This window comes from Marinobacterium aestuarii (genome assembly GCF_001651805.1).
Lineage (GTDB): Bacteria > Pseudomonadota > Gammaproteobacteria > Pseudomonadales > Balneatricaceae > Marinobacterium_A > Marinobacterium_A aestuarii.
This window is the reverse complement of the sequence record NZ_CP015839.1, coordinates 526,135-541,445: the sequence shown is the minus strand read 5'-3', so window position 1 is coordinate 541,445 and position 15,311 is coordinate 526,135. Positions and strand designations below refer to the sequence as shown.

The window sequence follows — 15,311 nt, the reverse complement described above, 5'->3', positions numbered from 1 at the left end:
TTGTTTTGGAGCCTGATGAAGCCATTGCTCAAGCTGGCCCAGCGATCCCTCGCCAGGCCTTATCTCTGTCAAACCTGACCGACTGCACCTGACTCCAGCTGTGCCAGGCGTTTCAGTTCCTGCAGCAGCACACTGAGCTGAACAAAGCTGGGTGCCGGGCTTGCCTGCAAGGTCTCGATCATGACAAGCAGAGTAGCCGCACGGGTACGCAGAGCGCTGAACCAGGTCGCGGCATCACCATGCTGATCTGTGGTTTCGGCTACCCGCCAATGACGACCCAGTTCAGATAGCCGCTGACTCAGCTCAGCCATGAGGGACGCACGCGCCTGGCGCTGCCAGCTGTCGCCAGCCGGCAACCCCCGGATGCTATCCCGCAGCCAATGCAGCTGCAGTAGCTCCTCCAGCTGAAAGTAGGCATTAGCCGCCCTCTCCGGCCCCAGGCCTTGATTCGAACTCATTCGCAGGATATCCAGCCCGGCCAGCACTATGGGAAGCCGCGCGACGCCCTCGGCCAAGGCACGGGGCACACCCTGAGCCATAAGCGCATCGGCTTTGATGGTTTGACGCTGCTGCTGCAGACCTCGGCAACTGCGCTCAAGACCTTGCTGCAGGCGCTCAAGGGTTGCGGCCATATCCGTCAGCGCCTCGCCGCTGCTAAGCAGCCAGCGACACACCTGTTCCATCTGCTCGTGGATACTGCCCAGCAAATCCCGCTGCACGCCATAGGGTACATCTGTGCCCAAGGCATCGATGGCATCCCAGAGAAACTCTGCACCCAGCAGCTGTTTTGCAATGCTATAGGCACAGAACAGTTCCAGCGGCCTGGCCCGCAGTTCATCCTGCAGCAGGGCCGCAAAGGGGGCGCCCATGCGGTTCACCAGCTCACCGGCACACTGGGTTGCGAGGATTTCGTGCCGCAACGGATGTTGCTGAATCAACTGCGGGTATTGCTGCGCCAGCTGGGCGGGAAAGTAAGCTGCCAGCCCGGCACCGAAGCCGCTGTTGTCAGCCAGCTTCGCCGCCAGCAGCTGGCCGGACAAGTGCAGCTTGCTGTAGGCCACCAGCACCGCAAGTTCCGGCCGATACAGACCTTCCTGACGCGTAACGCGCTGCGCCAGCTCGCGGGCATCGGGCAGGTGTTCGAGTTGCCTATCGAGGCCGCCCTCAAGCTCCAGTGTGTGCATCAGCTGCACATAGCTGTCCAGATCCGCTGCGCCGTCCACCGCCTGGCTCAGCAACGCCGCCTGGCGGTAGTTGTTATCCAGCACTCCCTGGGCGACAGCGGTATCGAGCTGCGCCAGCAAGTGGTTACGCGCATCTAGCCTGAGCCCGGTTTCATGCACCGCCTGATTCAGCAGTACCTTGATGTTCACTTCGTGGTCCGAGCAGTCAACGCCGCCGGCATTGTCGATGGCGTCGGTGTTGATCAGGCCGCCTGCGCGGGCATATTCGATGCGCCCAAGTTGCGTCAGCCCCAGATTGCCACCCTCGGCCACCACCTTGCAGCGCAGCTCGCTGCCATTGATGCGCACGGCATCGTTGGCCCTGTCCCCCACGCTGGCATCGGTTTCACTCTGCGCCTTCACGTAGGTACCGATGCCCCCGTTCCAGAGCAGATCCACAGGGGCCTGCAGAATATGGCGAATCAGCTGCGCCGGCGTGATCACATCGGGCGCATCAGTGATGGCCAGCGCCTGGCGGATCTCAGGACTTAGCCGGATTTGCTTGGCACTGCGCTCAAACAGACCACCGCCCGGCGAAATCAGCGCGCTGTCGTAGTCGCTCCAGGCAGAGCCTCGCTGCTCGAACAGGCGCTTGCGCTCAATAAAGCTGGTTGCGGCATCGGGTGCAGGATCAATAAAGATATGGCGGTGATTGAAGGCGGCCACCAGACGTATGTGCCGGGACAGCAACATGCCATTGCCAAACACATCGCCGGCCATGTCGCCTATGCCGACAACGCTAAAGTCCTCCCGCTGGCAATCACGCCCCTGCTCGCGGAACAGGCGTTTGACCGACTCCCAGGCACCCCGGGCGGTAATGCCCATTTTTTTGTGGTCGTAGCCGTTGCCGCCACCCGAGGCAAAGGCATCGCCCAGCCAGAAACCATAGTCCTTGGAGATGGCGTTGGCTATATCGGAAAAAGTTGCGGTGCCCTTGTCGGCGGCAACCACCAGGTAAGGGTCATCATCGTCGTGACGCACCACGCCATTCGGTGGGACCACCTCGCCGTCCACCAGGTTATCCGTTACATCCAGCAGGGCGCGGATAAAGGTCTGATAACAACCGATGGCCTCCTGCTGCATGGCAGCCGGGTTATTCTGCCCCAGGCGCTTGCAGAAGAAACCGCCCTTGGACCCTTGCGGCACTATGACCGCATTCTTGACCATCTGGGCCTTGAGCAGCCCCAGTACTTCGGTGCGGTAGTCTTCACGCCGGTCAGACCAGCGCAGGCCGCCGCGAGCGACCTTGCCGCCCCGCAGGTGGACACCTTCAACGCGGGGCGAATAGACAAAGATTTCAAACAGCGGGCAGGGCTTGGGAATAGCCGGGATACTGCCGGGACTCAGCTTGAGGGACAGATAATCCCTGTACAGACCCTTGTCGCAGCGCTGGAAGAAATTGGTCCGCGTTACCGCCTGAATAACGGCCAGAAAAGCACGCAGAATGCGGTCTTCATCAAGACTCTGCACCCCATCCAGCGATTCCTCCAGTACATCAAGCCGGTGCTGCAACGCCCCGTGCGAAACCCTGTCGGGATCATGGCAGGGGTCAAAGCGGGCCTCGAACAGCCCACTCAGCATGGCGGCTATATCATTGTTACGCGCCAGCGTATCCTGCAGATAGGACTGGGAAAATGGCAGTTTGATCTGCCCCAGATAAGCGCCGATGGCGCGCAGCACCACAATCTGACGCCAGCCGAGGCCCGCCGCCGCGACCAGGCGGTTATAGCCGTCGTTCTCGGCCTGCTGGCTCCAGAGCGCTTCAAATGCGGCCTCAAAGCGCGTTTTCAGATCAGCGTTTTGCAATTCAGTCATGGTCGCATCCGGCAGCAGCGCGCTAACGCCGAAGTCCAGAATCCAGCCGGGCTGATCCAGCACCACAGAATCGGCAGCAGAATTGCCAGAAGAGCCGCCAGCGCCATCGGTGCGCTCGGTCAGATGGCAGGGTCGGGCCTCGAGCACGCGCACGCCCAGATTCTCCAGAATGGGCAGTACATCGGATAACACCGGTGCAGGGCCCCAGCCATAGAGCTTGAATTGCCAGGCGGTCGCGGCGCCAGTTTCAGCACCGCTGAGCACGCAGGCGAGCCTGGGCTTCGCCGAAGAGTCACCGGGCACAGGCTCTAGCGCCGCAAGGCGCAGGATGTCAGCCACCGCGCAGGCCGGTGCCGTATCGGCACGATAACCCGCTGGCAAGCGCGTGGCGTAACGCTCAAACAGTGGCCCGACACGGCCCTCTCCCGCAACGGCGGCCAGCGCGCTACACAACTGCTCATCCCAGCTCAATAGCGCCTGGCTCAGGCGGGCTTCAAGCGCCTGGCTGTCGATCTGCAGCTGGCGTGCATCCCGGGTGTGAATACGATACTGAATGGCCACCAGCAGGCCATCAAGATCACCGACCCGATACTCGGCATCAAGCCCACCCAGCGCCTGCAGCAAGATGTCCTGCACGCGACGGCGCATACCGCTATTGAATTTGTCACGTGGCAACAGCACCTGGGCGCTGACGAAGCGGCCGTAAGCATCCAGCCGGGTGAACAGCCGCAGCCGCGGACGGTCATGGGCCTCCAGCATGCCGCACAGAGTTTCCTGCAGATCTTCAAGCGTACTTTGCAGCAGCTCGTCCCGGGGATACTGATCCAGAATGCGTTCGAGCAGGCGCGCGCGAAAACTGTCAGCCGGGGCATTGATGGCGGCCTTTAACTGGGCGAGTCGAAAACGCAGCAGCGGCACCTCGCTGGCGGCCGTGCCATAGACCCTCGCATCATAGAGACCAAAGAAGCGCTGTTCGCCGATCACCTGACCATCGCTGCCGTACTGTTTCACACCCACATAATCCAGGTGACCTTCACGCACCACAGGGGCACTGTAGGTCGATTTGGTCAGCATCAGCGGGTTGGCGTTGCACATCAGGCCAGAGAGGTAGGCCGACAATTCAATCTGCTTTTTCTCGACGGGGAAGTGACGCTCGAAACGCAGAATGCCAAGCCGGCTGGCGGCATCCAGTGACAGCTGGCATCGATCCGCCGCGATGAAGCTCAAGCTGTAGCTGGCAGCGCCTACCAGGGTAAAGTGACCGTCCCTGAGCCAGCGCAGGTAATCCAGCGTTTCCTGTAGCTGAGCATTATCCGGCTGTACGCCAGACAGCCGCTGCGCCGTGGCATTGATGGCATCGCTCAGGCGCTGTCCCATAGCCGCGGCATCACACGCCAGCATGCGCACGTCTTCGATGACTTCAGCGAGACGCTGCTCAAGCGCCGTGCGCCTGGCAGCCTCGCTCAGGTGCTCGATCTCGAAGCGCACTATGGCTTCGCAGTTCGCGCCGGCACAGGGTGCCTGCAGTGAGACCAGCCGTCCCTGTGTATCGCGCTGCACCGCGACCACCGGATGAATCACCTGCTGCACGGCAATGCCTGCGCATTGCAGCGCCAGACCAAGTGAAGCCACCAGGTGGGGCCTGTCCTCCAGGACAACATCCACGATCGAATGACTTTTCAGCCGGGTCGCACCGCCCCCTGGCTCGGTACCAAGCGCGGCAGGCTCGGGATTAAAGACGCGTACAAGCGCCTCTGATGCCTGACGATATTCAATAAAGCCGAGCAACTCCGATACCGATGCCAGCTGCGCACTCGCATCGCGGCTGGCCAGCGCCTCAGGGTCTATACCCTCGAACAGCAGCCTGCACAGGGATGCCAGTTGCGACGCCCGTGGTTCCTGAGTCTGGTTTTGATCGGAGATTGCCATCAGCATGCTGGCAATGGCTTGTTGTTTTCTTTTTGCCGCTTGGACTATCACTTTTGTACCGCCCTCAACCCTTGGATTATTCCACACAAACAACTTTCAAGAGGTAAACGGTGCGGGATCGGCAGCGGCCCAGCAGACAGGCCGCGCGGGGCTCTGAATTCAGGGCTTGCCAGGTTCCCATTCGATTGCGGCCTCACAGGCCTGAAGGCGGCAGTCGAATGAGTACTTGAAACAAACAGACAGTTAAAAAAACGGCTGGCGGATATGTGCGTATCAGCGCCAGCCGGTGCGTAAAGAGCAATACCAACAACAAAGGATCTGCAAAGCAGACAGAGGCGACGCCACGCCGCCTCTGTCTGTATCGCGGGGGACTTAGCCTTCGAGCATGGGCAGGTCGAGGCCCTGCTCTTTGGCGCAGTCGATGGCCAGGTCGTAACCGGCGTCGGCGTGACGCATGACACCGGTACCCGGATCATTGCGCAGCACGCGGCCCAGACGCTTGTCCGCCGCTTCGGTGCCATCAGCCACTATGACCATGCCAGCGTGCTGGCTGAAGCCCATGCCGACACCGCCGCCGTGGTGCAGGGAGACCCAGGTGGCGCCGCCTGCCGTGCTGAGCAGTGCATTCAGCAGCGACCAGTCGGAGATGGCATCGGAGCCGTCTTTCATGGCTTCGGTTTCGCGGTTGGGGCTGGTCACGGAACCGGAGTCCAGGTGGTCACGGCCAATAACGACCGGTGCCTTGAGCTCGCCGTTACGTACCATTTCATTGAACGCCAGCGCCAGACGGGCACGGTCCTTCAGGCCAACCCAGCAGATACGTGCCGGCAGACCCTGGAAGGCGATGCGCTCGCGCGCCATGTCCAGCCAGTTGTGCAGGTGGGCATCGTCCGGAATCAGTTCCTTCACCTTCTGATCGGTCTTGTAGATATCTTCCGGATCACCGGACAGCGCCACCCAGCGGAAGGGCCCTATGCCTTCGCAGAACAGCGGACGAATGTAAGCCGGCACAAAGCCCGGGAAGTCGAAGGCATTCTCGACGCCCTTCTCTTTCGCCATCTGACGGATATTGTTGCCGTAGTCGGTGGTGGCGGCACCGCGCGCCTGCAGCGCCAGCATTGCCCGTACCTGCACGGCCATGGATTCCTTGGCAGCATCCACCACTGCGGCTTCATCTTTCAGACGCATTTCGGCGGCGTATTCCATGGTCCAGCCCTGGGGCAGGTAGCCGTTCAGCGGGTCATGGGCGCTGGTCTGGTCGGTGACTACGTCCGGCGTAATGCCGCGCGCAACCAGTTCCGGGAACACATCGGCGCAGTTGCCCAGCAGGCCTATGGAAATGGCCTGGCCATTGGCCTTGGCGTCGTCGATCATCTGCAGCGCTTCGTCCAGGCTGTAGGCCTTCTTGTCGACATAGCGGGTACGCAGACGGAAATCGATGCGGGTCTCGTCACACTCAACGGTGATGCAGGAGAAGCCGGCCATGGTGGCGGCCAGCGGCTGAGCGCCACCCATGCCGCCAAGACCACCGGTCAGCACCCAGCGTCCGGACGCATCGCCACCGAAGTGCTGTTTGGCCATGGCGACGAAGGTCTCATAGGTGCCCTGGACTATGCCCTGGGAGCCGATGTAGATCCAGGAACCGGCGGTCATCTGGCCGTACATCATCAGGCCTTTCTTATCCAGCTCGTTGAAGTGTTCCCAGGTCGCCCAATGGGGTACCAGGTTAGAGTTGGCGATCAGCACGCGGGGCGCATCGGCGTGGGTCTTGAACACGCCCACCGGCTTGCCGGACTGGACCAGCAGGGTTTCGTCATCCTCAAGGCGCTGCAGCACTTCCACGATCTTGTCGTAGCATTCCCAGTTACGGGCGGCGCGACCGATGCCACCGTACACCACCAGTTCTTCCGGGCGCTCGGCCACGTCGGGGTGCAGGTTGTTCATCAGCATGCGCATGGCGGCTTCGGTCAGCCAGCTCTTGCAGGTAATTTCGCTGCCGGTGGGTGCCTTGATGACACGGCTGGTGTCGCGACGGGTATTGGTCATTTTTATAGGCCTCATTTAACAATACAGTGGAGAAGACGCGCGGCTACTCGGGCGGTCCAGTTATCAATATCGAAAGTCGGGTTATATTCCGCGACATCGGCAAGTGTGAGTTTTCCGGTTTGCCGGACTGACTCAATCAGGGGTTCCAGAACATCCAGACCCAGGCCCCGGGGCGCCGGTGCACTGACGCCAGGCGCAATACTCGCCGGCAGTACATCCAGGTCTATGGTCAGGTACAGCAGGTCACAGTCATCCATAAAGCGTTCGAGCTGCGTACGGGCCTCATCCAGCTGGTTGAGCCCCATGTCGCTATCGCGGCGATAGCTGACATTCAGTTCATCCGCGCGCCGAAACAGCGCGGATGTATTCGACAATTCACTCACGCCCAGGCAGCAATAGCGGAAATCCCAGCCCTGCTGCTCGCAGCGCTGCGCGATCTGGTAAAAGGGTGTGCCGGAGCTGCAGCCATGAGTGTCCAGGCGCAGATCAAAGTGGGCATCGAAGTTGATAATGCCGATACGCGGCAGTGCCTGGCCTGCGCGCGCCCGGGATTCGCAGTGCTGCGCCAGCCCCAGCCAGCTGCCGTAGGCCACTTCGTGACCGCCGCCCAGCACCAGCGGGAAGTGCCCGGCGGCCAGACAGTGCTGCACCCGATCGGCCAGGGCCTGGTGCGCGCTTTCAAGCTGCTCGGCCTGGCACACCACATTGCCGGCATCCCAGGCGGCACGCCTGGGGTCCCAGGGCATGTTGGCCAAAGCCTTGCGCAACAGGTCCGGCGCCTGGCAGGCACCCACACGTCCCTTGTTGCGGCGCACGCCTTCATCGGAACAGAAACCCACAATCGCCAGGCCTGCGGGGCTTTCGTCCTGCAGCGGTGCAATCACCTGGTGCAGGCGCGTGGCGAGTTGCGCCGGCTCGTCCGCATCGATGCGGCCGCTCCAGAGGTCGCTGAAATTTTCCAGGCTACAAGCAGGATCAAACATTGTGCACCTCCCCTGCCAGGATGCGTTCGCGCACCAGATTGACGCCAAACTGATAGGCGAGTTCTGCCGGATGATCGATATCCCAAAGCACCATATCCGCCTGCATGCCGACCTTGAGCTCACCGACCTTGCCCTCTAGCCCCAGTCCCCTGGCGCCAAAACGGGTACAGCCGGCCAGGGCTTCTTCCGGTGTCAGGCGGAACAGGGTGCAAGCCATGTTCATCGCCAAGCGAATGGACGCCAGCGGTGAGGAGCCTGGGTTCAGGTCCGTCGCCACCGCCATGCCGACGCCGTGCTGACGCAGCAGGTCGATGGGCGGCACCCGGGTATCGCGCAGGAAGTAAAAAGCGCCCGGCAAAAGGGTGGCAACAGTGCCGGATGCGGCCATGGCCTGGACGCCCTCTTCGTCGAGCCACTCCAGATGATCAACGGACCAGGCGCCGTAGCGGGCGGCCAGCGCAGCCCCATGCAGATTCGACAGCTGTTCGACATGGGCACGGATACCCAGACCATGCTGCTGCGCGGCCTTGAACACGCGCTCGCACTGGGCCGGTGAAAAGGCGATGCTTTCGCAGAAGACATCCACCGCATCCACCAGGCCTTCAGCCACGGCGGCCGGGATAATCTCGTTGCAGATCAAGTCGATATAGCCATCGGCGTTGTCGGCAAACTCCGGCGGCAGCGCATGGGCGGCCAGCAGCGAGGTCGATACCCGCACCGCGTTGCGCTCACCCAGCCGGCGTGCCGCCCGCAGCATTTTCAGCTCATCTTCAAGGCTCAGGCCATAACCGGACTTGATCTCGACCGAGGTCACGCCCTCGCGCATCAGCGCCTGCAAGCGCGGCTCGGACAGGCGAACCAGCTCCGCAACGGTGGCGCTGCGGGTGGCACGCACGGTAGATATAATGCCGCCACCATTGCGGGCGATCTCTTCGTAGCTGGCGCCCTTGAGGCGCTGCTCGAACTCCTGCGCCCGACTGCCGGCAAACACCAGATGGGTATGCGCATCCACCAGGCCCGGCGTCATCCAGCCACCGCGGGCATCGATAATTTCGGCCGATACCGCAGACGCATCAAAGGCAGACATGGGGGCTATGGCGGCTATACAGCCGTCACGCACGCCTATCGCCTGGGCAGCCAAGGCACCGTAGCTCGCCTGGACAGCGGCATCGAAGGTCGCGAGGTTTGCATTGATCCAGATTCGCTCACAGGTATCGAACACTGCGTTCACCTTGGGGTTAATAGTTTGTATATACATATGTATATCACAAGAATTTGGGAGGTCAAATCTTTTCTTGCGAAAAGTTCTGACTCAGGTTGCCGTTGTTAAGGTTATTGTTGGCTGCAACGCCAGCGCCGACACGGGTTTCGGGCACGTTCTGGGTAAGCTGCACTGTGCCCTGGCAATCGACATCCCGCGCTGCCAGAAACATATGTATATATCTGTATTTTTGAGACGCACCAAGGCCAGTGCCTGCTTGGGCACCGGTCATCACTTACGGGAAAAAGGCACGATCAAACCTTGCCGGTTATCCGATCACGGGTAAACCATTTGCGGCAGGTCCACCTATTCAATGGCTCCAGCTTTGGTGCAGCCGAGTCAGAAAGCCGCGATTTACACGGCTGTGTGGCTTCAGTGCCTGCCGTTCGTTGACCAGGGCCTCGGCCAGGTGCTTCATGCCGCCGCGCACCGCCGCTTCCGTCAGGGTCCAGTCAATAATGTCCCGCTGCGCATGGCTGCCACCAAAACTGTTGACGATAAAGCGCGCGCCCTGGAGCCGCTCCGCGGCGGTTGCGTAATCCCCCCGCCAGAAGGCAACAAAGCCTTCCACCAGCGGCAAGCCGGTATGCCGGGCCCAGCGTGCAACCTCCGGCGCCTCGCCCTGCTCTGCGCGAAACGCGGTGACTATGCGTTCGACATCCTGGTCGCGCCCGCTCCCCAGATAGGCCATAACGGCATGCCAGTCGTTGAAGGGATAGAGCCTGCCATCGGCATGCTGATCCCAGACCTCTGCCAGTTCCTGCCAGCGATCCGACAGGTCACGGCCGAGCAGTGACAGTCGCCACAAGAGCGCAGACGCATCGACCATATCGAGTGCCACCTGGCTGCGATCTGCACGGACAGGCCCATCGTAGAGCCTGAGCGCCTCGTCGATATTTCCCAGGTCCAGATGATAGAGCGACAGGTGCCACCAGTTGTGGACGCGGAAAAAGTTGTCCTCACCGGACCAGCAGGCTTCACGGGTACGCATCCAGCCAACTCCGTCCTCGGCCCGCCCCTGCATCTCCATCACATGGGCGACAGCATGGTGGGCCCAGCAATCCAGCGGCTCGAGGGCGATTGCCTGGCGCCCTGTCGCTTCGGCGCGGCCATAGTCGCCGCACTCTTCCAGCCCGAACGCATACATGCCCTGCACAATCGAATAACCCGGAACCGCCGCCGACCACTTGGGCAGTACACGGGTGATACGATCCCGCAGGTTCCGGCCGCAGGCCCGGTAGAAATCCATCAGGTGCCCGCACTGGAGCCCGACCAGATCCAGCGGATAGTTGATATTGTGTTTGTCGAGCGCCAGCGCCGCCGCCGTCCAGTTGCCCGCCAACAAAAGTTCCAGCACGCCGATATGGGACATCTCGCGCTCGTCCAGCGACAACGTTTTGGCGCGCGCGAGAATCGCCTGGGCCTCCAGGGTGGCATCAGGTTCCGTCGCCACGCCATACAGATAGGCCTTGAGAATATGAGCCATGGCAAAATCGGGTGCGGCCTGTATAGCGCCATCAATCAGACCTATCGGGTCCCCCCGATAGAGGTTGAAGGCACGGTTGGCCCCTTCATAGAGATCCAGCGCCGCGGTGGTGGCGCCGGAAAGTGAGTTGCCCTGCAGATCGGATACCATAGCTGCAATCTCCTGCGTCTGTGCCGACTCTGCGGTCGTCGTCACCTGAGGGCGCCGTCAGTGATAGGCCGGCCGATTGGATGGATGAGCTATGGATAATGTTAGGACGCTTGTCCTGTAAAAGCAGAGTTTAAAGACTCCGTACTTGCTCGAAGTAAGCACCGTCACTTCGGCCTCATCTCCATGGCCGAGGCTGTTCTGGCCAAAATCCAGACCATGTTCAATGCCTGTCAATCTGGCCGGCCCCCGGAGCAGCAGCCGTCGGGATACGCCCGGGACACAAGCAAAAAAGTCCGCAACGGCTAAGGCTGCTGCGGACTTTCGGGTACATGGGGATGCCAGCGCCAGGCTGCTAGCTCAGCAGGTGCTGCGCATAGAAGGCAAAGGGGGCCGACAGCAGGATGGTCAGCGCTACGCGCTGGTACCAGATCATCAGCATCTGGCGGATGGTCAGCGGGATCTCGGTCGAGAGGATGCAGGGAATCGATGCCGAGAAGAACAGGATCGATGAAATAGCCACAGCACCGGTGACGAACTTGCTCGCGATGGCGCCGTCGGCCATCAGCAGCGCCGGCAGGAACATTTCCGCCAGGCCCGTGGCCGAGGCCTTGGCCACCAGCAGGGCATCGGGCAGCTGCGCCAACGCCGTGAACGGGTAAAACAGGTAGCCCATCCAGTCGAACAGCGGCGTGTACTTGGCCAGCAGCAGTCCGATCAGGCCCACGGACATGATCGAGGGCAGGATGCTCATGGCCATCAGCACGCCTTCGCGCAGGTTGACGCCGATATTGGTCAGCAGGGGCTGCGCCTGGCGATTCGCTTCAAGCCCTTCAATCAGCGCCTGCTTCAAACGCGAATGTTGCAGCACCTCCGACTCAGGCGCGGCGGCGGTATCATCCATTTTCGACAACGGGAAGATCCGCACCGTGATGGCGGTCACCAGGAAGGTGACCAGCAGCGTCGACCAGAAGAACAGGTTCCAGATATCCATCAGCCCCAGGGTCTTGGCCACGATCACCATAAAGGTGGCCGATACCGTGGAGAAGCCGGTGGCGATAATGGCCGCTTCCTTGGCGGAATACTGGCCGGACTTGTACACCCGGTTGGTAATTAGCAGGCCGATGGAGTAGCTGCCGACAAAGGATGCCACCGCATCGATGGCGGATTTTCCCGGGGTCTTGAACAGCGGCCGCATGATCGGCTGGCACAGCACACCGATCAGCTCCAGCAGGCCGTAGCTGATCAGAAAGGCCAGGAAGATCGCACCCAGGGGCACGATCAGCCCCACCGGGATCACCAGCTTGTTAAACAGGAACGGCAGCATGTCCTTTTCAAACAGGGCCGCGGGCCCGAACTCGAAATAGGCCATCAGCGACACCAGTACGCCGCCGAGCTTGAGGAAGGAAAACACCGTCTGGGTACGGCTATCGCGCCAGGTGCCGCGCACGAAGGGATAAAGCCCGCCGGCGACAATGATCAGCAACGCATAGATAGCCGCGCCGCCGGCCTGATTGCCACGAATCCAGGAGACGATGTGATCGAGTGGAATGGTGGACTTGCCGCCAAACTCCACCGGCACAAAGAAAAAGAAAATACCCAGCGCGCTGAATAGCACCAGCTTGAGCACAGACAACGGATTGGAGGACGTCACGTCCAGAGCCTCGTTCGTGTTCATTAATTTTGCCTGTCTTATTGTAGGAAGTTTCGCCCAGGCCCGTCTCAGATGACGCCCTCACCCGGCAAAACCCCAGAAACTGATGCCCGCACAGGCGGACCTCAGGCGGTAGCAATTCCTTTTGTATGTATATGTATATACATAATCAAACCAAACGTAAACTCCTTTGTGCATTTTCCTGCCCAGGGCGGCGCCTTTGCCAGCCCCTGGCCAGACCGGGGCCGCGTTGTGACAAGGCATCGAAGTATATACAATCGTGGGTTTCAGGATCCTTGGGGATATCGGGTGAGCAACAAGCCGCGCTACCAGCAGATCAAGAGCTTCATCCTCGACGGGATCAAGCAGCAGACCTACCGCCCGGGCGGCAAGATTCCGACCGAAAACGAGCTGGCACAGCAGTTTGCCGTCAGCCGCATGACCGTCAACAAGGCCATCCGCGACCTGGTCCAGGACAACATGCTGGTGCGCTACCCTGGGCTTGGCACCTTCGTCTCCGATGCCAAGGCCGAGTCGCCACTGGCCGATATCAAGAACATTGCCGAAGAGGTACGCCAGCGTGGCCACGACTACAGTTGCCGGGTCATCAAGCTGCGTGAAACCGCCGCCAGCGAATCGGTGGCCATGCAGATGGGCATACCCATCGGCACGCCGGTGTACCGCTCGGTGATCGTGCACCTGGAAAACGACCTGCCGATCCAGCTGGAAAACCGCTATGTGATCGCAGCATCGGTGCCGGGCTACCTGGAACAGGATTTCAGCCAGCACACCCCCAACGAATACCTGTCCAGAATGTGCCCCATTTCCAGCATCGAGCATATCGTCGAGGCCGTGCTGCCGAGCGAGCAGGTGCAGGAGCTGCTGGATATCGATGCCAACACCCCCTGCATTCAGGTCAACCGCCGCACCTGGTCCAATAGCCGCCTGATCAGCTTCGCCAGCCTCACCCACCCCGGCACCCGCTACAAGCTGCGCTCCATCACCACCCTCAGCGCCTAGCGCTCAAAATCCCCGCCGGGCGGCAAGCACAGGCACACCCAGCCATCCTTGCCGTCACCCAGCCCCTCCCTCGACGACCTGAATACTCGGCCCGAGCCCATTCTGCGGACCCTCTACGCTTATAAAAATTTGTTGTATTGTAGGACAAATGAAATTAACGTATACGGCAGTTCTGACTTCGAAACACCCTTACGCCTGCGGACCCATGGATGAATCGGGGCTGCTTCAACTTTGGCTATTTTCCGAAACAGGCGCGCCATAGCGAACGCCATAAATACGCCTGTCCGCGCACCCCCGCCCGTTTCTACTCTGTGCTGAACACCGGGGTTGTGCGCCAGGCGGATCATCCAGATAGCGACAGGACCTGCCGGTGCCCATACTCAGCAATAACATAAAAAACAACTTTTCACTGGCCTGGCCTCTGGCGATCAACGCCGTGCTGATGCAGTCCATGCTGATGATCGATACCCTTCTCGTGGCGCCACTGGGCGAACATGCTTTGGCCGCCATGGGCATCGCCACGACCATCATGGCCTTCATGCTGGGTATCCAGCACGCCCTGTCCAACGGCACCCAGCTGATCCTTAGTCGCGCACAGGGCTCTGGGCAGCAGCCGGCCATATGCATTGCATTCTGGGCAGGCCTTGGCATCAACCTCGCCGCCGCGTTGCTCTTCTGGTGCACCATTAGCGTCTTTGGCCAGCAACTGGTTGCCCTGGTGTCGGACAACCCCGATTTGCAGCTGCAGGCCCACGCTTACCTCGCGACCATCAAGTACATCCTGATCGCGGCCAGCATAACCCAGGTACTGAGCGCATTTTTCAATGCCCGGGGCAATACTCGAATCCCCCTCAAGGGTTTTGTGCTGGAGCTTCCCGTCAATGTCATCATCAGCTACGGCCTGATTAACGGCCTGGGAGTCATCCCCGCGCTGGGCCTGCAGGGAGCCGCCTGGGGCAGCCTTGTGGCCATCGGTTTCAGACTGCTGTTTCTCGCCCATATGCTGTACCAAAGCGGCAACCTGGGCCGCAACGCCCCCGGCGCCCGCCGCATCATGCCCCACGTCATGCGCCACCTGCAGGAGATCGCCCCCATCGCGGCGAACTTTATCATCCTGTCCGTGGGCATGACCATCTACCAGCTCATCTACGCCCAGCTGAGCATTTACGATTACGTTGCCATTACCCTGGTATTTCCCTGGATTCGCATCGGCACCCAGTTCATTACCGCCTGGGCCCAGGCGGCAGCCATCACCATCAGCCAGGCGCTTGGCAGCGGGGACACCGGCCAGCTGGGTTATTTCATCCGGGAGTGCACCCGGGCCGCCCTGCTGGCATCGCTGTTTATTGCCCTGGCTTTCTACCTGTTGAGCCAGTCAATGCAGCTGATCTATCCGGCTATTGAACCTGCGACCCTGACAGCCCTGGCAAGCATTGCCCCCCTGTATATATTTCTGCCCATCGTGCGGACCTACAACACCCTGTGCGGCCACATCCTGCGCTCCATCGGTGAAAGCCTGCAGGTACTCAGGATTCATTTCGTGACGCAGTGGCTCATCAGCATTCCGGCCTGCGCCATCCTGGTGATCGGCTTCGAGGCATCCATTTTCTGGGCATTCGCCATGATCCCGGCGGAAGAGCTGCTCAAAGCGCTGCCGTTGAGCCGACGCCTGCGTCGCAACGCCAGCAGCCTGGCCACTGGCGCGGCAATACCCTCTGTGCAAACGCCGACCCGGCGCCCCTGAGGC

Annotated in this window: 9 protein-coding genes; 2 read left to right on the top strand and 7 right to left on the bottom strand. The window is 60.9% G+C overall.

Annotated features, from left to right (window positions below):
- Positions 1-68: 68 nt before the first annotated feature.
- The 7 genes from A8C75_RS02305 to A8C75_RS02280 all read right to left on the bottom strand — a co-directional run bounded on the left by A8C75_RS02305 (position 69) and on the right by A8C75_RS02280 (position 12,568).
- Positions 69-4,967 carry an NAD-glutamate dehydrogenase gene (locus tag A8C75_RS02305; protein WP_157890199.1) on the bottom strand — a complete coding sequence of 1,633 codons (4,899 nt, stop codon included), beginning with the start codon at positions 4,965-4,967 and terminating at the stop codon, positions 69-71.
- Positions 4,968-5,339: 372 nt separating this feature from the next.
- Positions 5,340-7,013: a urocanate hydratase gene (gene hutU / locus A8C75_RS02300; RefSeq protein WP_067377536.1), complete on the bottom strand. Its 1,674-nt coding sequence runs from the start codon at positions 7,011-7,013 to the stop codon at positions 5,340-5,342.
- An 11-nt stretch (positions 7,014-7,024) separates the two neighbouring features.
- Positions 7,025-7,996: a formimidoylglutamase gene (gene hutG / locus A8C75_RS02295; RefSeq protein ID WP_067377533.1), complete on the bottom strand. Its 972-nt coding sequence runs from the start codon at positions 7,994-7,996 to the stop codon at positions 7,025-7,027.
- The gene (hutI, locus tag A8C75_RS02290) at positions 7,989-9,254 is read right to left on the bottom strand and encodes an imidazolonepropionase (protein ID WP_067377530.1); all 1,266 of its coding nucleotides are present in this window, start codon (positions 9,252-9,254) and stop codon (positions 7,989-7,991) included. The genes hutG and hutI overlap by 8 nt, the downstream gene beginning before the upstream one ends.
- 25 nt (positions 9,255-9,279) lie before the next feature.
- Positions 9,280-9,429: a hypothetical protein gene (locus tag A8C75_RS23510; RefSeq protein WP_157890198.1), complete on the bottom strand. Its 150-nt coding sequence runs from the start codon at positions 9,427-9,429 to the stop codon at positions 9,280-9,282.
- A gap of 138 nt (positions 9,430-9,567) precedes the next feature.
- Positions 9,568-10,893 carry a tetratricopeptide repeat protein gene (locus tag A8C75_RS02285; protein WP_067377528.1) on the bottom strand — a complete coding sequence of 442 codons (1,326 nt, stop codon included), beginning with the start codon at positions 10,891-10,893 and terminating at the stop codon, positions 9,568-9,570.
- Positions 10,894-11,245: 352 nt separating this feature from the next.
- The gene (locus tag A8C75_RS02280) at positions 11,246-12,568 is read right to left on the bottom strand and encodes a YjiH family protein (protein ID WP_067377525.1); all 1,323 of its coding nucleotides are present in this window, start codon (positions 12,566-12,568) and stop codon (positions 11,246-11,248) included.
- Positions 12,569-12,853: 285 nt separating this feature from the next.
- Here A8C75_RS02280 and hutC point away from each other — a divergent pair, with 285 nt between their 5' ends.
- Both hutC and A8C75_RS02270 read left to right on the top strand, forming a co-directional pair.
- A complete protein-coding gene (hutC, locus tag A8C75_RS02275) occupies positions 12,854-13,564 on the top strand; it encodes a histidine utilization repressor (RefSeq protein WP_067377523.1) in 711 nt (236 codons plus the stop codon).
- Between the two features lie 370 nt (positions 13,565-13,934).
- Positions 13,935-15,308 (top strand): MATE family efflux transporter, encoded by a 1,374-nt coding sequence (locus tag A8C75_RS02270; RefSeq protein WP_227819819.1) that lies wholly within the window; start codon positions 13,935-13,937, stop codon positions 15,306-15,308.
- The last annotated feature ends 3 nt before the right edge of the window (positions 15,309-15,311 follow it).